Below are 16,934 nucleotides of genomic sequence, written 5' to 3'. Positions count from 1 at the left end.
CGTCTCCTTTCGTTATTTTGTAAAAGGTTCCGCTTATGCCAGGAACTTCATGAACATACCGGGTGCCAGGAAGATCAGCAGCAGGCCGGTGACGAAGCCGTAAATACCGGTGGTCTCGGAAAGTGCAACGCCCAGAATCAGGGTGCTGGTAACGTCGCTCTTGCACTCGGGCTGACGGCCCACAGCTTCACAGGCAGCAGCTGCTGCGTTGCCTTCGCCGATACCGGGGCCGATACCTGCGATCAGTGCGCAGCCTGCGCCGATGCCGCAGCCTGCCAGAGCGATACCACGAGCGAGGTACTGAAAGTCAGTCATAAGATTTGTCCTCCAAAAAAGTTTTTTGTTTTGGGAGATGCCGTTGTGAGGGCTTATTCCTCACCGGCAGCACGTTTGATGAAAATTGCGGTCAGGGTACAGAAGATGAACGCCTGAATGCAGCCGCCGAACCAGTCGAAATACAGGCCCGTAAAGGCCGGGATGCCGATCTGGAACAGCTGGATCTGACTCAAGGCACCCGGCAGCCAGCCGAAAATGACGTGGCTCAGGCTTGCCAGCGCCCAGTACAGCAGTGTGGAAATGACCGTACCGGACAAGATGTTGCCAAAGTGACGGAACGCCATACTGACGGGGGTGGAAACCTCCGACAGCACATTGATGGGTGCCATGATGAAGATGGGGTCCAAAAGACCTTTCAGGTAGGAAAGGATGCCGTTGGTCTTGATCTTGTAGTACATGATCAGCACGAACACCACAATGGCCCACGCCGCCTCGGTGTTCAGGTCGGCTGTGGGGCTCCACAGGCCGATGACACTGATGAGGTTGCAGCCGATGCTCAGAGCGAAGATCGCGCCGATGAGCGGGATATACTTATCAAAGTGATAGCCCATGTTGTCGTGCACGAACTGGTCCAGCCGTTCTACGATGAACTCGGCGGCGGCCTGCCGCTTTGAGACATTTTCCAGCTTGAGGTTGCTGCCCAGCCAGATGGCAAGACCCGAAAGCAGCGCCATGACGATCCAGGTGCTGACTAAGGTCTGGGAGATCTTGAAATCACCCAGCAGGGGGATGTCCGTATGGATGGTATACAGGATCTTTGCGCCGTTCAGTTCCATTTGTTACGTTTCACCCCCTTCGTCACGGGGTTCAGCTTCCGGCTCCGGTGCGGGTTCGGGGTCGTCCTCCACAGAGACGTCCACCGAAGGCCCGGCCGGTGCAAGAGGCTTGTACTTGCCGGTTATTTGCAGGTAGTAGATCGTAACGCGCGGGAAAAGCAGGGGCAGAACACCGGCAAACGGCTGGAACACCGGTGCCCCGATGGCAACGATGATCCACACCGCCTGCAAAAGCATCCGGACATTGTAGGAAGCCTGCAATGTCGCTTTGCGCCGTTTCTCATCCTGCTCGTCGATGACCTTCTGGCACACGAGGCAGATGCCCGCAAAGTTGCCGATGGCCACGGCCGCGCCGATGAGACTGCCCAGAACAACAGTGTAATCAAATTTCACCCAGCCAACCAGGTGCAGAGCTGCAAAGATCACCCACATGACGGCGGTACAGATGGCCGTGCCGCAGGCAATGCGGGTCAGCTCCTTTTTGGATTCCGGCTGCAGTTTCATAAAGGGAAACCTCCTGTTAAGTTTACTGATGCGAGTTGAACCCCACCCGCTTTGGTTTTTCCTTTTTGGTGCGGTCCATGTGTTCCTTTGCAAAATACCAGAAGTTCTGTGCCCCGGCAGCAAGCCCCAGCAGGATGGCCGGCAGGAACACCCATTCCGGCCAGCTCCAGTTGTTCACCGCCCACCATGCACCGCCCAGACACATGACCAGCGGCAGCAGCATATTCAGGCCCAGCTGGGTCAGCCAGACAAGATCCTCCAGTGCCTTATACCAGCCCTTCAACCTGCGTTTCCTCCCTGTGTGATGTGCCTTTGCAAAAGCCAGATTCTGGATTCTTTGCCAAGGATTTGCAGTCAGCAAAAAATCTTATAACGATAGTATAATTCAAACCGGCCGTTTTTTCAATCAATTTTCCACTGTTTTCTAGTAAAATTTCATAGTTTGTTTACACTAATGCCGTAACTGTACGCCCTGTATGGAGTTTGTGCGTCTGCGGGCGCATCAATACCAAAAGTTTGATGGATCTGTTGTGCAGAATGCAAAAAAAAACGGGCGAACCCTCTCAGGCGCTGACGCGCCAGCTCTCCCGAAGGGCGAGCTTTTATGCATCTTTCGGGCAGCACAAATAAAGCTCCCCCTTTCGGGGGAGCTGCTGAGCGAAGCGAAGCTGAGAGGGTCACACAAAAAAGCCGCCCGGCTCTTTGGGAACCGGGCGGCAGCCGTTATGTAGTTTTCAGGATATTACCAGAGGTTTGCGGTCTCGTTGTACAGTCCCTCGTAGCTCTTGGCGGAGACATCCCAGCTGAAATCGCACTCCATGCAGTGGTGCACGAGGTTCTTCCAGTTCTCCTTGTCATAGTAAGCATTCTGTGCGTTGCAGCAGGCCACATACAGCTCGTGGGCATTGTAGCCCGCAAAGGTGAAGCCGTTGCCCTCACCCATGGTGCTGTCGTGGATGGAGTCGCGCAGACCGCCGGTCTCGCGGACGATGGGAGGCGTGCCGTAGCGGCAGGCCACCATCTGTGCCAGACCGCAGGGCTCGCTCTTGGAAGGCATGATGAAGGCATCTGCGCCTGCGTAGATCTCCTGCGACAGGGCCGGCTCGAAGCCGATGTAGGTGCCAACGCGGCCCGGGTGGCGTGCGCACAGGTCGGAGAAGAAGTTCTCGTACTGGCTCTCGCCGCTGCCCAGAATGACCAGCTCGATGCCGCGATCCACCAGGCCATCGGCGATGCTCTGCACCAGATCAAAGCCCTTCATGCCGACCATGCGGCTGACCATGGCAAAGACGGGGCTGCCGTCCTTGTTCAGGCCGAACTTATCCTGCAGGGCTTCCTTGCACTTTGCCTTGCCCTCTTCAAAGTTGGTGATGTCGTAGTTGAAGGGGATGTTCTTATCCGTAGCGGGATCGTTGGAATCGGTATCGATGCCGTTCAGGATGCCGCACAGCTTGTACTGCTTCTCGCGCAGCAGAGCGTCCAGACCATAGCTGAACCACGGGTCGAGGATCTCCATGGCATAGGTGGGGCTGACGGTCGTGATCTTATCGGCAGTCTCGAAAGCACCCTTCATGAAGTTTGCGCAGCCGTCGTACTCTACGATGTGCTGGTCGCGGCGGCCGATGCCGCAGGTGTCCTCCAGAATGTCGGTGCCGTACTTGCCCTGATAAGCGATATTATGGATGGTGAAGATGGTCTTGATGCGGTTGAACTTATCCAGATGGCGATAGTACAGGTTCAGGTACACCGGCACCAGAGCGGTCTGCCAGTCGTTGCAGTTGATGATATCGGGGGTGAAATCGATGTAGAACAGGGTCTCTAAAACGGCGCGGGAGAAGAAGGCGAAACGCTCGCCGTCATCGTAGAAGCCGTACAGGCCGCGGCGCTTGAAGTAATACTCGTTGTCCAGGAAGTAGTAGGTCACGCCGTTCCGCTCGGTCTTGAACAGGCCGCAGTACTGGCTGCGCCAGCCCACGGGGACGGAATAATTGGTCACGTACTCCAGCGTATCACGGAACTTCAGGTCGCCGTACAGGGGCATAATGACGCGGGCATCCACGCCGTCCTTGACCAGAGCCTTGGGCAGGGCACCCGCAACGTCGGCCAGACCGCCGGACTTTGCAAAAGGGGCAGCTTCCGAAGCAGCATACAGGATTCTCATAGGATCGCTCCTTCCATATAGTGGGATATTTTCGTTCTCCCCCACCGCCCTTGCAGGCAGCACGAACCATTTTTACAAAAGAGCAGGCGGGGGCACACAGATGCCCCCGCCCCTCTCAAGAGGGGCTACCGGGGAGGAAGCCGCCCCTATGGATAACTCAGTAAAATCAGACGGTGTGCTTCTTCTGCACGTACACCGGGAAGCTCTCGGTGCCGGACAGCTTCTTGCCGGCAGTGATCTTCACGTTCTTATCGGTAACAACGCAGTCCAGCTCGGCATTGGCTTCCACAACGGTGTCCTGCATGAGCACGCAGTTCTTGACGACGGCACCCTTCTTGACCTTGACGCCGCGGAACAGCACACAGTTCTCCACCGTGCCCTCGATGACGCAGCCGTCGGCCAGAATGGAGTCGGTCACCTTGCAGCCCGGCACATAGCGGGTGGGGTTGTCGTCGCGGATCTTGGTGTAGACCGGGCTCTTCTTGGGGAACAGCTTTTCCAGATTCTCGTCATCGGTCAGCTTGAGGTTCTCGTCGAAGTAGCTCTTCATGTCACAGACATGTGCCACATAGCCAGTGTACTCCAGAGCGTGGATGTTCAGGATGTTGACATTGTGGGCCAGAATATCGCGCTCGAAGTAGATCAGGCCGCGGGAGGTCGCATCCCGGACCAGCTTGAGCAGGGTCTCGCGCTCCAGAACATAGATGTTCAGGTCAAGATTCTGCACGCCGGGGCGGTAATCGTTGAACAGCAGCTCGGTCACACGGCCGTCGGCATCAACGGTCAGGGTGTAGTTGTCATTCTTGCGGCCCTCGGGGATCTCGGTCTTCTGGTAAGCGACGGTCACATCGGCACCGCTTGCCTGATGAGCGGCCAGCAGGGCGTTGAAGTCGTAGTTCAGGGCAACGTTGGCATCGCTCATGACCACGTACTTTTCCTTCTGGTTCTCCAGGAAGTTCATGATGGAGCCCAGAGCTTCCACACGGCCGGAATAGATGCGCACGCCCTTCTCAGCGAAAGGCGGCACGATGTTCAGGCCGCCGTGACGGCGGGCCATATCCCACTCACGGCCGGTGCCCAGATGATCCATCAGGGAGTGGTAGTTCTTGCGCACCACGATGGAGACATTGGAGATACCGCAGTTTGCCATGCTGGACAGAACAAAGTCCACCATACGGTAGCGGCCCGCGAAGGGGATCGAAGCCATTGCGCGCTCGGTCACCAGCTCGGGGACGGTATTATCATAACTGTTGGGGAAAATAATACCCAACGCATTGGTGTTCTGGCTCAGCATACTTCCATACCCTCCTTGACGGATTCAAAGACTTTGGCACCTTCCTTGACGGTTGCGCCTGCGCCGACGGTCAGGCCGGTGCCCACATGGGCAATGGGGCCATCGCCGCCCACTCGTGCACCTGCACCGACCACAACATCCTCCGCCAGGATGCAGCGTTTGACAACAGCACCAGCCTTGACCACAACGCCGTCCATCAGGACTGCGTCCTCAACGGTAGCGCCCTCTTCCACAACAACGCCTGCGCTCAGCACAGAGTGATGCACATTGCCGTAGATCTTGCAGCCCTCCGTGACGAGAGAATCCTGCACCACAGCGCGGGGGCCGATCTTCTGCGGAGGCAGGACCGGGTTGCGGCTGTAAATCTTCCACTTCTCGTCGAAGATATCGATGCCGGAGTTTTCGGGATCCAGCACTTCCATGTTGGCTTCCCACAGGCTGTCGATGGTGCCCACGTCACGCCAGTAGCCGGCAAAGCGGTAGGCGTACATCTTGCGGCCGTCGCGCAGCAGGGCGGGGATGATGTTCATGCCAAAATCGTTCTTGGAGTTGGGGTCTGCTTCGTCCTCTTCCAGATACTTCTTCAGCACATCCCAGTTGAAGATGTAGATGCCCATGGAAGCCAGATTGGACTTGGGTACCGGGGGCTTCTCCTGGAACTCGGTGATGCGGTCGTTCTCGTCAGCCACCATCAGGCCGAAGCGGGAGGCTTCCTTCCAGTCCACTTCCATAACAGCCACAGAGAACTCTGCGCCCTTTTCCTTGTGGAAGCGCAGGAAGTCGGCATAGTCCTGCTTGCAGATCTGGTCGCCGGACAGGATGATCACATACTCGGGATCGTAGCTGTCGATGAAGCCAATGTTCTGGTAGATGGCGTTTGCAGTGCCCTTGTACCAGTCGGTGCCCTTTGCCTGCTCGTAGGGCGGCAGGGTGTGCACGCCGCCGTGCAGACGATCCAGATCCCAGGGCTGGCCGTTGCCGATGTACTCGTTCAGCTTCTGGGGCTGATACTGGGTCGCGATGCCAACGGTGTCGATGTTGGAGTTCACGCAGTTGGACAGCGGGAAGTCCACGATGCGGTACTTACCGCCGAAGGACACTGCGGGTTTTGCCGTTTTCTGTGTCAGCGCGTACAAGCGCGAGCCACGTCCACCGGCAAGGATCATTGCCACAATTTCTTTTGCCATAGCTTTATTCTCCCCTTTAACATTAACATTTCCGTTGTTCGGAAATGAGCGTCAACATGTGCGGTATGGGTCGGCCGAAGTGCCGGGTCATTCCTTGGGCTCTTTCGGTTTGCGGGTGCTTTTTGCGGGTGCTTTTTCCGCCTTGGGTTCTGCCTCTGCCTTGGGCTTGCGGGCGGTCTTTTTCACTGGCTTTTCCTCTGCAGCGGCAGCTTCTGCCTTGGGCTTGCGGCCCGGCTTCTTTACCACCTTTGCTGCAGCTTTCTCCGCAGCGGTCTTTGCCTTTTTGGCTGCGGTCTTTTTTCCCGCCTTATCGGTCTTGTCCGCTGCGGCCTTGCGGGTGCGCTTGGCGGGCACTTCAAAATACAGGGTGCTCATGGGCGGCAGGGTGATCGTGATGCTCTGCTCAAAGCCGTGCATCGGCTTTTTGTGGGTGCGCACGGCCTTGTTGTGGACTGCGCCGGAACCGCCGAACTCTGCATCGTCGCTGTTCAGGATCTCCTTGTAGGAGCCTGCCACCGGTGCGCCCAGAGTGTAGCCCTCGCGCAGGACGGGGTTGAAGTTGCACACCACAAGGATCTGCTTGCCGGAAGTGTCCTTGCGCAGGAAGGCGATGACGCTCTGCTGCGAGTCATCCGGCACGATCCACTGGAAACCCTCCCAGCTGTAATCCACCTGCCAGAAGGCGGGATGCTCCTTGTAGAAGGCGTTCAGGGTCTTGACGTAGGTCTGCAGCTCGGTGTGCTTATCGTAGCCCAGCAGCATCCAGTCCAGCGGCTTTGTCTCATTCCACTCGGCGAACTGGCCGAACTCCTGACCCATGAACAGCAGCTTCTTGCCCGGGTGGGCCATCATGTAGCCAAAGAAGGTGCGCAGGTTTGCAAACTTGGCGTCGTACTCGCCGGGCATCTTGTTGATCAGGCTGCCCTTGCCGTGCACCACCTCATCGTGGCTGATGGGCAGCACAAAGTTCTCGCTGAAGGCGTAGAAGAAGCTGAAGGTGACCTTGTTGTGGTTGCCGGAACGGAAGAGCGGGTCAGTCTTCATGTAGCTGAGCATATCGTTCATCCAGCCCATGTTCCACTTGAAGTTGAAGCCAAGGCCGCCGTCCGAAGCAGGCTTTGTGACCATGGGCCATGCAGTGGATTCTTCCGCGATCATGTACTTGTGGGGGTGACGGCCCAGCACGGTGTCGTTCAGCTTGCGCAGGAAAGCAACAGCCTCCAGATTTTCCTTGCCGCCGTTCTTGTTCGGCTCCCACTCGCCCTGCTTGCGGTTATAGTCCAGATACAGCATGGATGCCACCGCGTCCACGCGCAGACCGTCGATATGGTACTGCTCCAGCCAATACAGTGCGCTGGAGATCAGGAAGCTCTGCACCTCGCTGCGGCCGAAGTCGAACACCATGGTGCCCCACTCCTTATGTTCGCCGCGCTTCGGATTCGGGTCCTCGTAGCAGGCTTCGCCATCAAAGTTGTACAGGCCGAACTGATCCTTCGGGAAGTGAGCAGGCACCCAGTCCATGATCACACCGATGCCGGCGGCATGGAGCTTATCCACAAAAGCCATCAGGTCCTTGGGGGTGCCGTAGCGGCTGGTGGGTGCAAAATAGCCGGTGACCTGATAGCCCCAGCTGCCGTCAAACGGATATTCCATGACCGGCAGCAGTTCCACATGGGTATAGCCCATCTCTGTGATATACGGGATCAGCTCGTCTGCCAGCTCGGAATAATTGTAGGGCTTGCCGCCCTCCTTCATCTTCCAGCTGCCGGCGTGCATCTCGTAAATATTCATCGGGCTGTTGATCACATCAGCCTTTTTCTGTGCTGCCTGCCATGCATCATCGTGCCACGCAAAACCACTGATATCGTAGACCTTGCTGCCGTTGGACGGGCGGGTCTCGGCGTGGAACGCATAGGGATCGGCCTTATAGACCAGATCACCTGCGCGGGTGGTCACGCAGTATTTATAAACATCATATTCCTTCATGCCCGGGATGAACAATTCCCATACGGAATCGCCATCCACCTTGCGCATCGGGTGGCTGCCCGGCTTCCAGCTGTTAAAGTCGCCCACCACGCTGATGGCTACAGCATGGGGTGCCCACACGCGGAACACCACACCTGCTTCACCGGCACGTGTTTCCATGTGTGCGCCAAAGTAGCGGTATGCTTCACAGTTATTGCCCTGTTTGAACAGATACACCGGCAGGTCCGATGCATTGCTCTGGATCTTCTCCTCGGTCGGTTTCATAGACTGCTCCTCCCCGTACAGATGCACAAAGCGCACCTGTAGCTTTTTACCCTTTTATATTAAAGAATTTCGGTCTGTTTTTCAAGAGTTTCGCCGCATTTTACTGTAAAATTTACCATAATCTTTTCATTGATATTTTTCTCTTATATACATACCCGCTAAATTTTTACAAATTTTATGGTGAATCCTGCCAATCTGACAATAAAAAAGAGCCTCTGCGCACCCTCCCAAAAGGAAGGTGTACAGAAGCTCTCTGTTTCTGTTGAAAATTTTCAGTTCCGGTTTCCCTGGTTCTTTTCGGCCTGCTCAGTCCACCACGTAGACGTTCACCTGAATGGCTCCATTGATCACGCTCTCGGCGTAGGTCTCGTAGAACAGGTCCACAAGGATCTGGCCCTTCTGCACGGCAATGCCGGTATCGGTAGCCACCGCATAGCCGTACACGAACTTGCCGTCGGTGGAGGTGATATACAGCTTGGTGCCGTAGGGGATCACGTCCGGGTCCACAGCCACAGTGCCGTAGCCCAGACCCAGACCGGAAGAACCCTTGCCGGTCTTGGAATAGTAGCCGGTGGCCTTTCCGGTGAGCACCTTGCTGTAAGAGGCGGGTGCATTGGTGGTGCCGTCCGGTCCGGTCAGCGGGGAGACCGGCGCGCCTGCGCCATAGGTCTTTACGATGTGGTTGGTCGGCTCCACAGTGGTGGTGGAATCCACCACGATGCTGTTTTCCAGCTCGCCGTCCACATAGCGGTCGCGGGTGGTGATAGTCTGCTGGCCTTCCGCACCATGGCGCACCGTGGTGGCGCGGCCGGTGTTGCGGAAATACAGGCTGGTGTAGACGTACTCGGTATCGTAGGGGATGGCCTGCGTCTCCACACGGTCGGTGTAGTCCACGCGGTGCACCGTGATGGTGGAACCTGCGCTCACCAGCTGGTCCAGAGCAGGCTCGGTGTAGTCGTCACCCTCCAGGGTGATACCGGCACGCTTCAGGGCATCCGCCACGGTGCCGAACACCATTTTGACGGGGTACTCCTGACCGTCGGCAGTGATGCTGACGGAGAATGCGCGCTCAATGTTCAGGGCGGCAAGGTTGCCGCTGTAGGCCGTGTAATAGACCTGATCGCCCTCTTCGGACTGGATGCCGGAAAGGTTCATAACCTGTGCAGGGTCGGTCTCGGAGGTGAGGATCACCTGCCGGGCACCATTGGAGTCTGTGACGTAGGTCAGCCGCAGATTCGCAGCGGTCACACTGAGTGTAGCCACAAGGCACACGACCATGACACAAAACGCCAGCACACGGGGAGAGACTGCATGCTTGCAGTCAGACAATGCTTTCTTCAATTTTACGGAAGCGATACGAGACAACTCCTCTCTTTTCAAAATTGGCTGCGGCTGCGGACATGTTTTTCATGCCCCGGCCGCCCGGACTGCGGGGCGGGCAGAAGCCATCTGGCCCCACAATCAAATACGATGCCCTCTTTTTGGTAAAATCGAGCATCGTATACAATTTGGACTCCGCTGCGGAGGGTGCAGTTGCCCTCCCGGCCCGGACCCCATCTGCCCGCGCCGCGCCGTATATAAGACGGCTTTTTACTTCATCCAGATAAATTTTAAACGCTGCAACGTCTGTTGGTTCCGTTGAGCGAGTCTTATTTTACCAGCCCAATGGCCATTTGTCAAATCACCTTCTCATACTTTGTTAGTTTTTTGACGTTATTTTTTGTGCAACTTTAACATTGTTTTCTCCAAAATATTGTTTTTTCGGTTATTTCCTTCCGATTTTCGACCTGTTTTCTGGGGTGTTTTGTTCACGAATTTTTAACATTTATTTTGGACTTTTTGCACCGGAAACTGCACTTTTGGGTTCGTTTTCCCATGCGGCAAGCGGCCAAAAATCGCTGGTTTTCCGTACAAAGCCACCTCTTTTTCATCCCATTTTTCACCCACAAAGAACTGTGCGAATTACCCATGAAAAGCGCCTTCCGGCAAAATGCCGAAGCACAGAAATTTGTGCAGCAAAAGACCACACTGGCAGCTGCCGGGCAGCGGCTGTACAATCAAACAAAAAACAGAAAGGAAGGTTTTCAAGTGAACATCAAGATCATTCAAAGGCAGTGCGGCGGCACCGAATTTCTGTCCCAGCCGCACCGCCTGCACCTCGGTGCACAGAACGCTGCCGGTGTGGACGAGCTGTGCTTTACGCTGCCGGAAGCATGGGCCGGGTGCACCGTTGCGCTCTACCTGCGCCGCAGCGACGGCACCCTGCTGGCACCGGTCTCATTGGACACGCAGCACTGCGTCACCGTGGACCGCCGCCTGACCGGAAGCACCGGCGGACAGTGGATGCTGGCAGCCATCGATGCCAGCGGCTACGCCGCCTATACCCGGCCCGGCAGCTACGACACCTACGCCATCCTGCCCACCGACGGCGGCGCGGAAGAGCTGCCGCCCTCGCAGTATGAGCAGTTCGTGGCGCGTGTGCTGGAAAGTGCCAGTACCGCTTCCACCGCCGCGCAGCGTGCCGCAGCCAGTGCTGCAAGCACGGCATCCAATGCGGCACAGGCCCAGACCGCGGCACAGCGCACCAGCGCCGACAGTGCCGCTGCATCCCGCTGTGCAGCCCGTGCCGAGGCTGCTGCCGCACGGGCAGAGGAGCTTGTGCCTACCGACGGTCAGGTAGTGAGCGTGAACGGCAAAAGCGGCATCGTAAAACTGACGGCGCAGGATGTGGGGGCGCTTCCCTGCCCGGCAGTTCCGGTCTCCGGCCAGCTGCTTCGGGTGCTGAGCGTGGACCCCAACACCGGGGCCGTGTTGACCGATACTGCCGCCATGCCGGATCTGTCGCCCTATCTGCGCAGCAGCACGGTGCCCACGGCTTCGGCCCCCGGCGCAGTGCGGGTGGACCCCGCCTGCGGCATCAACGTGCGCAGCGACGGAACCCTGATCATCGCACCAGCTGCCCGCGAACAGCTGGACAGCATGACGGATGCACTTCTGCCGCTGACCGCAGCCCTGCTGCCTTATGGCGTGAAGAAGGCTCTGACCACCGCCGCAGCCGCCGGGGAATGGACCGCTGCCGAAAAGGCAAACGCCCTGCGCACCTTCGGTGCCGATTTTTCTTCCTATTATACAAAGGAAGATGTCGATGCTCTGCTGGCCGCACCCAGCTCCGCTGCCTACCCGGTGGGCAGCATCTACCAGAGCACCAACCCCACCAGCCCTGCCGCCCTGTTTGGCGGCACATGGGAGCAGATCGCATCGGAGCGCGTGCTGATGGGTGCCAGCAGCAGCCACGCAGCGGGCACCACAGTAAAGGCCGGACTGCCGAACATCACAGGCTCTTTTGTCGCGGATGTAAAAAAGGGTGAACATAAGGTATCCGGCGCATTCACTGCCGGCGACCTGATCGCATCTACGGGCGAATACAATTCCTTTTCTGATGTATATAAGTTCAGTCTGGATGCATCCAAGTCTAATGCCATCTACGGCCGCAGCGCCACCGTGCAGCCTGCCGCCTACTATGTGCACATCTGGCGGCGCGTGGCCTGAGAAAGGAGGTTTTGAACCATGAAGATCATTGACGAGAACGGTGCAGCCATTGAAAACCCTGACCTGACGCTTGGGTATCTGGTGGACGACACCGAGCCAGTGGAGCACCCCGCCGTGGAAGGCGTGGAGGAAGTGAGCCACTACGAGACCGTAACGGAGTATCCCGGCGGCGGCAGGGATGTGCGGAAGGTCATCGACGTGCCGGGCGTGCCTGCGCAGGCCGCATGGACCGAACAGGTGCCGGTGCAGAGATACATCCGCTATACGGAAGAAGAATTGGCCGCGCGGGAAAAAGAGCGCCAGCAGGCCGAGGAAGCAGCCCGTCTGCCCGAGACGATTGCCAGCCTGACCTGCCAGCTGACCGACCTGCAGCTGGCCCTGTGTGAACTGTACGAAGGAGGTGGTGTGTAATGGCAAGGATCTATGCGGCTCTGATCCGCAAGGGCATCAAAACGCTGGAGGATGTGCCCGCCCGGCTGAGGGATGCCGTGGCAGCGCTGCTGCAGGAGGACGGCCATGCTTAACGTTTACTCCCGCGCAAGGGACGGCGAAACGCTGCTGAGCCGCAGCTTCCGCGCAAAGGAATTTGCCTGCAAAGACGGCACCGACCCTTTGTTTGTGGACAGCGAACTGGTGCAGGTGCTGCAGGCCATCCGTGACCATTTTGGCGCACCGGTGGTCATTACCAGCGGCTACCGCACCGCCGCACACAACAGGGCTGTGGGCGGGGCGGTTTACAGCCAGCATCAGTATGGCCGTGCCGCGGATATCCGGGTGTCCGGCGTGCCGGTGGAGCAGCTTGCCGCCTACGCCGAGACCCTGCTGCCCGGCACCGGCGGCATCGGCCGCTACCCCGCAAAAGGCTTTGTCCATGTGGATGTGCGCAAAGCAAAAAGCCGGTGGACCGGGTAAAGGCGGTGAACGGAATGGAAACGATCTTATCCGCTGTCATTGCCGGGGCCGTGACCCTGATCGGCGTGCTGATTGCCAACAGCCGCAGTCAGGCCGTGACCGACACCAAGCTCGAAGAGCTGACCCGCGAGGTGCGCGAGCATAACAATTTTGCCCGCCGCGTACCGATTTTAGAAGAACAGATGAAGGTGGCCAACCACCGCATCGCTGACCTTGAACAAAATGAGAAAGTGAGGAATTGATATGAACTTTGGTAAAATTTCTGCCGCCACCATCGCCCGCACCGCTGTGCTGCTGCTTGCCCTGACCAATCAGGTGCTGAGCGCTCTGGGCAAACCTATGCTGCCCATTGAGAGCCAGACTGTGGAACAGCTGGTGACCGCCGGCATCACCACCGTGGCCGCGCTGATCAGCTGGTGGAACAACAACAGCTTCACCTCTGCAGCCATTCAGGCCGATGCCGAATACGCCCGCCTGAAGCAGAAAAGTGAGTGAGAAAGCCCTCGAAGCAGTGTATCAGTAGTACTTTTTGACTGAAAAGTATTACTGATGCAGTCATCTTTCACAGCAGCCCCGGAAGGCACCCAGACAGCCTTTCCGGGGCTTTTTTGCTGCCCAGATGATTCGTTCACGCAGATTCAAAAACGTTTCGCGCAGGTTTCGATGACTTTTGCACTGAAATCATGTATAATCCGGGCAGAAGCAAATCGGAAAAGAGCAGTCAAGAGACTGTAAGCGGCCCCCTAACGCCCCAACGTAAAGGGACTGTTGCAAAATAGTCCCAACAAAAAAAATGAGATAGGTTTCCCCGAAAGGGGGTGCCTATCTCATTTTTTGTTGTAAACTGAGATTGTGAAAAAACAGAGAGAACCCGCGCGCTGGGTGCATTGCAGCATACCAGAGCGCGGGTTCTCTTTGATCTATAAAGTTTAATCGTCGTCGCTGTCCAGCTTGAGCACAGCGGTAAAGGCTTCACTGGGCAGGGAAACGCTGCCCAGCTGACGCATCTTCTTTTTGCCTTCCTTCTGCTTTTCCAGCAGCTTCTTTTTGCGGGAGATGTCGCCGCCGTAGCACTTGGCAAGCACGTCCTTGCGCATGGCCTTGACCGTTTCACGGGCAATGATCTTGCCGCCGATGGCAGCCTGTACCGGGATCTCGAACAGGTTGCGGGGGATGTTATCCCGCAGCTTTTCGCAGATGCGGCGGCCCTTGGCGTAAGCGTTATCGCGGAACACGATCATGGACAGCGCGTCCACAGGGTCGCCATTGAGCAGGAAGTCCAGCTTGACAAGGTCGCTCTCGCGGTACTCCTTAAACTCATAATCGTAGCTGGCGTAGCCCCGGCTGCGGCTCTTGATGGCATCAAAGAAGTCGTACACGATCTCGCCCAGCGGCAGAGCATAGTGCAGATCAACGCGCACATCGTCCAGATACTTCATGTCGATCAGCACGCCGCGCTTGTTCTGGCACAGATCCATCAGGCCGCCCACATAGTCGTTGGGGGTGTACAGGTGCACATCCACAAAAGGCTCTTCCTGCTTGACGATATTGGAGGGGTCGGGGTAGCTGGAAGGATTGTCGATCATCTCCACAGTGCCGTCGGTCAGGGTAAGGCGGTAGCGCACGCTGGGCGTGGTGGTGATGATATCCAGATCAAATTCCCGTTCCAACCGCTCGGTGATGATCTCCATGTGCAGCAGGCCAAGGAAACCGCAGCGGAAACCGAAGCCCAGCGCGGCGCTGGTCTCCAGCTCAAAGGTGAGGGAGGCGTCGTTCAGCTGCAGCTTTTCCAGTGCATCCTTCAGGTCGGGGTACTTGGCACCGTCGGCGGGGTAGATGCCGCAGAACACCATAGGCTTGACCTGACGGTAGCCGGGCAGTGCTTCGGCGGTGGGATTATTGGCCAGCGTGACGGTATCGCCCACGCGGGTGTCCTGCACGGTCTTGATGCTGGCGGTCAGATAGCCGACCTCACCAGCCTGCAGCTGGGCACAGGGAGAAAGGTTGGTAGCACCCATGTGGCCCACTTCTACCAGCGTGAACTCCGCGCTGGTGGCCATCATGCGGATGGTATCGCCGGGCTTCACGGTGCCCTCAAACACACGGATATAGACGATAACGCCCTTGTAGCTGTCGTAGATGCTGTCGAAGATCAGCGCCTTCAGCGGGGCATCCGGGTCGCCGGTGGGAGCAGGAATGTCGGTGACGACACGCTCCAGCACCTGATCCACATTCAGGCCGGTCTTGGCAGAGACGCGGGGCGCATCCAGACAGGGCAGGCCGATCACGTCCTCCACCTCCTGCGCCACCTCGTCCGGGTGGGCGCTGGGCAGGTCGATCTTATTCAGGATGGGCACCAATTCCAGATCATGCTCCAGCGCCATGTAGGTGTTGGCCAGCGTCTGAGCTTCCACGCCCTGGGTGGCATCCACCACAAGGATGGCACCCTCGCAGGCGGCCAGACTGCGGCTGACCTCGTAGGCAAAGTCCACGTGGCCCGGGGTATCGATGAGGTTGAACTCGTAGGTCTTGCCGTCCTTGGCGGTATAGTTCATGGTGACGGCACGGGCCTTGATGGTGATGCCGCGCTCGCGCTCGATGTCCATGTTGTCCAAAATCTGGTCTTCCATGGTGCGCTCGTCCACACTCTTGGTCAGCTCCAGAATACGGTCCGACAGGGTAGATTTGCCGTGGTCAATGTGTGCAATGATGCAGAAATTGCGGATATTGTCTCTTGCCATGTAGTTCCTCCGGGAGAAATTTAAGCTTCCAGTATCCAATCCTCGACATCCACGATCTTTCCGTGCTCGAGGTAGACGCGGTGCACGCGGCGGGACACGCCGCACAGCACCTCGTAGGAAATGGTGTCGGTCTTGCGGGCGATGGTCTCGGCAGTATCACTGACGCTGCCGCCCCACAGGATGGCTTCGTCGCCCTCGTGGATGTCCGGGATACCGGTCACATCCACCATCATCTGGTCCATGCACACGCGGCCCAGCACCGGGCAGGCCTTGCCGTGGATCTCCACGATGCCCTTGCCGCAGCTCAGCTGGCGGGGATAACCGTCCGCATAACCGGTGCACAGGGTGGCCACCAGCGTGGGCTTATCGGCGGTGAAGCGGCGGCCATAGCTGGCGCTCTGACCGGGCTGCATTTCCTTGACCATGCTCACCACAGTCTTGAGGGTCATCACCGGCCGGAACTGCCCAAAGCGCACCTCGTCGCTGGGGTCGTAGCCGTAGAGGATGATGCCGGGCCGCGCCATGCAGCGCTCCCGGGCCAATCCCTCGGGCCAGTCCGGGTGCAGCATCACGCCCGCAGAGTTGTCACAGTGGACGGTCTGTGGCTCGCGGCCTGCCGCCTTGAGCGCATGGAACGCTCTGACGAACAGTGCGTGCTGCTCCGCGGTGTAGGCAACGTTCTCTTCGGCGGTGTCGTCGGCCACCGAGAAGTGCTGGAACAGGCCGGTCATCTCAAGGCCCGGCAGCGCACACACAGCCAGCATTTCGCGGATGGCGGCATCAAAATCGGTGCGCAGGGCAAAGCCGATGCGGCCCATGCCGGTATCTGCCTTGAGGTGGATCTTTACTCTGCCGCCTGCCTTTACGGCAGCAGCGGAAAGGTTCTGCGCCTGTTCGGTGGAGTAGCACGCTACGGTGATATCCTCGTGGATGAGGGTCTGGGCGTACTCCGGCTGAACATGGCCCAAAATAAGGATGGGCAGAGTCTGCCCGTCCTGACGCAGCTGCACGGCCTCGGTCAGGCAGCTCACTGCCAGCCATGCTGCACCCTCCTGCGCAAAAACGCGGGCACACTGCACAGCGCCGTGGCCGTAGCTGTCGGCCTTGACCACCGCGCACAGCGGCAGGTCGCCGGCCCGGGCTTTGACGGCCCGGAAGTTATGCCGCAGGGCATCGAGGTCGATCTCGGCCCAGACGTGTTTTTCAAAAGGTTGAGTCTTCATG

The 16,934-nt window shown here is 57.9% G+C and carries 18 protein-coding genes; 6 read left to right on the top strand and 12 right to left on the bottom strand.

Features of this window, described 5'->3' with window-relative positions:
• Positions 1–33: 33 nt before the first annotated feature.
• The 10 genes from atpE to DWY76_RS14485 form a co-directional block, all read right to left on the bottom strand.
• A complete protein-coding gene (gene atpE / locus DWY76_RS02975; protein ID WP_005930278.1) occupies positions 34–315 on the bottom strand; it encodes an ATP synthase F0 subunit C in 282 nt (93 codons plus the stop codon).
• A gap of 53 nt (positions 316–368) precedes the next feature.
• Positions 369–1,112 (bottom strand): F0F1 ATP synthase subunit A, encoded by a 744-nt coding sequence (locus tag DWY76_RS02970; RefSeq protein ID WP_120079749.1) that lies wholly within the window; start codon positions 1,110–1,112, stop codon positions 369–371.
• A 3-nt stretch (positions 1,113–1,115) separates the two neighbouring features.
• Complete coding sequence (locus tag DWY76_RS02965) at positions 1,116–1,616, bottom strand: ATP synthase subunit I (RefSeq protein ID WP_005938105.1); 501 nt, start codon at positions 1,614–1,616, stop codon at positions 1,116–1,118.
• A 22-nt stretch (positions 1,617–1,638) separates the two neighbouring features.
• Positions 1,639–1,899, bottom strand: a complete 261-nt coding sequence (locus DWY76_RS02960; protein WP_044953278.1) for an AtpZ/AtpI family protein — start codon at positions 1,897–1,899, stop codon at positions 1,639–1,641.
• A 459-nt stretch (positions 1,900–2,358) separates the two neighbouring features.
• Positions 2,359–3,777 (bottom strand): glycogen/starch synthase, encoded by a 1,419-nt coding sequence (locus tag DWY76_RS02950; RefSeq protein ID WP_097774381.1) that lies wholly within the window; start codon positions 3,775–3,777, stop codon positions 2,359–2,361.
• Between the two features lie 166 nt (positions 3,778–3,943).
• The gene (gene glgD / locus DWY76_RS02945; protein WP_005938113.1) at positions 3,944–5,071 is read right to left on the bottom strand and encodes a glucose-1-phosphate adenylyltransferase subunit GlgD; all 1,128 of its coding nucleotides are present in this window, start codon (positions 5,069–5,071) and stop codon (positions 3,944–3,946) included.
• Positions 5,065–6,258 carry a glucose-1-phosphate adenylyltransferase gene (locus tag DWY76_RS02940; protein ID WP_005938116.1) on the bottom strand — a complete coding sequence of 398 codons (1,194 nt, stop codon included), beginning with the start codon at positions 6,256–6,258 and terminating at the stop codon, positions 5,065–5,067. Before DWY76_RS02940 ends, glgD begins: the two co-directional genes overlap by 7 nt.
• Positions 6,259–6,345: 87 nt before the next feature.
• Complete coding sequence (gene glgB, locus DWY76_RS02935) at positions 6,346–8,508, bottom strand: 1,4-alpha-glucan branching protein GlgB (protein WP_120079745.1); 2,163 nt, start codon at positions 8,506–8,508, stop codon at positions 6,346–6,348.
• 306 nt (positions 8,509–8,814) lie between these two features.
• Positions 8,815–9,849: a 3D domain-containing protein gene (locus DWY76_RS02930; RefSeq protein WP_223388534.1), complete on the bottom strand. Its 1,035-nt coding sequence runs from the start codon at positions 9,847–9,849 to the stop codon at positions 8,815–8,817.
• A gap of 477 nt (positions 9,850–10,326) precedes the next feature.
• Entirely contained in the window at positions 10,327–10,455 is a 129-nt protein-coding gene (locus DWY76_RS14485; RefSeq protein WP_279221591.1) for a hypothetical protein, read from the bottom strand.
• Between the two features lie 141 nt (positions 10,456–10,596).
• Between DWY76_RS14485 and DWY76_RS02925 the strand changes: the two genes are divergently transcribed.
• The 6 genes from DWY76_RS02925 to DWY76_RS02905 are packed head-to-tail and all read left to right on the top strand — an operon-like array spanning position 10,597 to position 13,464.
• Positions 10,597–12,057 (top strand): hypothetical protein, encoded by a 1,461-nt coding sequence (locus DWY76_RS02925; RefSeq protein ID WP_133300781.1) that lies wholly within the window; start codon positions 10,597–10,599, stop codon positions 12,055–12,057.
• Between the two features lie 18 nt (positions 12,058–12,075).
• The gene (locus tag DWY76_RS02920; protein WP_097774377.1) at positions 12,076–12,468 is read left to right on the top strand and encodes a hypothetical protein; all 393 of its coding nucleotides are present in this window, start codon (positions 12,076–12,078) and stop codon (positions 12,466–12,468) included.
• Positions 12,468–12,581, top strand: a complete 114-nt coding sequence (locus tag DWY76_RS14480; RefSeq protein ID WP_263287078.1) for a CD1375 family protein — start codon at positions 12,468–12,470, stop codon at positions 12,579–12,581. Before DWY76_RS02920 ends, DWY76_RS14480 begins: the two co-directional genes overlap by 1 nt.
• The gene (locus tag DWY76_RS02915; RefSeq protein WP_120079741.1) at positions 12,574–12,969 is read left to right on the top strand and encodes a D-Ala-D-Ala carboxypeptidase family metallohydrolase; all 396 of its coding nucleotides are present in this window, start codon (positions 12,574–12,576) and stop codon (positions 12,967–12,969) included. Before DWY76_RS14480 ends, DWY76_RS02915 begins: the two co-directional genes overlap by 8 nt.
• Before the next feature lie 14 nt (positions 12,970–12,983).
• Positions 12,984–13,211 (top strand): hypothetical protein, encoded by a 228-nt coding sequence (locus DWY76_RS02910; RefSeq protein ID WP_044953283.1) that lies wholly within the window; start codon positions 12,984–12,986, stop codon positions 13,209–13,211.
• A 1-nt stretch (position 13,212) separates the two neighbouring features.
• Complete coding sequence (locus tag DWY76_RS02905; protein WP_005938144.1) at positions 13,213–13,464, top strand: phage holin; 252 nt, start codon at positions 13,213–13,215, stop codon at positions 13,462–13,464.
• A 434-nt stretch (positions 13,465–13,898) separates the two neighbouring features.
• Here DWY76_RS02905 and lepA read toward each other — a convergent pair whose 3' ends face one another.
• The gene (gene lepA / locus DWY76_RS02900) at positions 13,899–15,710 is read right to left on the bottom strand and encodes a translation elongation factor 4 (protein WP_120079739.1); all 1,812 of its coding nucleotides are present in this window, start codon (positions 15,708–15,710) and stop codon (positions 13,899–13,901) included.
• Between the two features lie 20 nt (positions 15,711–15,730).
• On the bottom strand, positions 15,731–16,933 hold the full coding sequence (alr, locus tag DWY76_RS02895) for an alanine racemase (protein WP_120079737.1): 1,203 nt from the start codon (positions 16,931–16,933) through the stop codon (positions 15,731–15,733).
• Between the last annotated feature and the right edge of the window lies 1 nt (position 16,934).

The organism is Faecalibacterium sp. AF27-11BH (assembly GCF_003603005.1).
Taxonomy (GTDB): Bacteria; Bacillota; Clostridia; order Oscillospirales; family Ruminococcaceae; genus Faecalibacterium; species Faecalibacterium taiwanense.
The sequence above is the reverse complement of the archived record's forward strand: the minus strand, read 5'-3'. Positions and strand labels throughout refer to the sequence as shown.

Bases quoted from the DNA above. Each gene is read 5' to 3' on its own strand.
- atpE (WP_005930278.1), bottom strand. From the start codon at position 315: ATGACTGACTTTCAGTACCTCGCTCGTGGTATCGCTCTGGCAGGCTGC.
- DWY76_RS02970 (WP_120079749.1), bottom strand. From the start codon at position 1,112: ATGGAACTGAACGGCGCAAAGATCCTGTATACCATCCATACGGACATC.
- DWY76_RS02965 (WP_005938105.1), bottom strand. From the start codon at position 1,616: ATGAAACTGCAGCCGGAATCCAAAAAGGAGCTGACCCGCATTGCCTGC.
- DWY76_RS02950 (WP_097774381.1), bottom strand. From the start codon at position 3,777: ATGAGAATCCTGTATGCTGCTTCGGAAGCTGCCCCTTTTGCAAAGTCC.
- glgD (WP_005938113.1), bottom strand. From the start codon at position 5,071: ATGCTGAGCCAGAACACCAATGCGTTGGGTATTATTTTCCCCAACAGT.
- DWY76_RS02940 (WP_005938116.1), bottom strand. From the start codon at position 6,258: ATGGCAAAAGAAATTGTGGCAATGATCCTTGCCGGTGGACGTGGCTCG.
- glgB (WP_120079745.1), bottom strand. From the start codon at position 8,508: ATGAAACCGACCGAGGAGAAGATCCAGAGCAATGCATCGGACCTGCCG.
- DWY76_RS02920 (WP_097774377.1), top strand. From the start codon at position 12,076: ATGAAGATCATTGACGAGAACGGTGCAGCCATTGAAAACCCTGACCTG.
- DWY76_RS14480 (WP_263287078.1), top strand. From the start codon at position 12,468: ATGGCAAGGATCTATGCGGCTCTGATCCGCAAGGGCATCAAAACGCTG.
- DWY76_RS02915 (WP_120079741.1), top strand. From the start codon at position 12,574: ATGCTTAACGTTTACTCCCGCGCAAGGGACGGCGAAACGCTGCTGAGC.
- DWY76_RS02910 (WP_044953283.1), top strand. From the start codon at position 12,984: ATGGAAACGATCTTATCCGCTGTCATTGCCGGGGCCGTGACCCTGATC.
- DWY76_RS02905 (WP_005938144.1), top strand. From the start codon at position 13,213: ATGAACTTTGGTAAAATTTCTGCCGCCACCATCGCCCGCACCGCTGTG.
- lepA (WP_120079739.1), bottom strand. From the start codon at position 15,710: ATGGCAAGAGACAATATCCGCAATTTCTGCATCATTGCACACATTGAC.
- alr (WP_120079737.1), bottom strand. From the start codon at position 16,933: ATGAAGACTCAACCTTTTGAAAAACACGTCTGGGCCGAGATCGACCTC.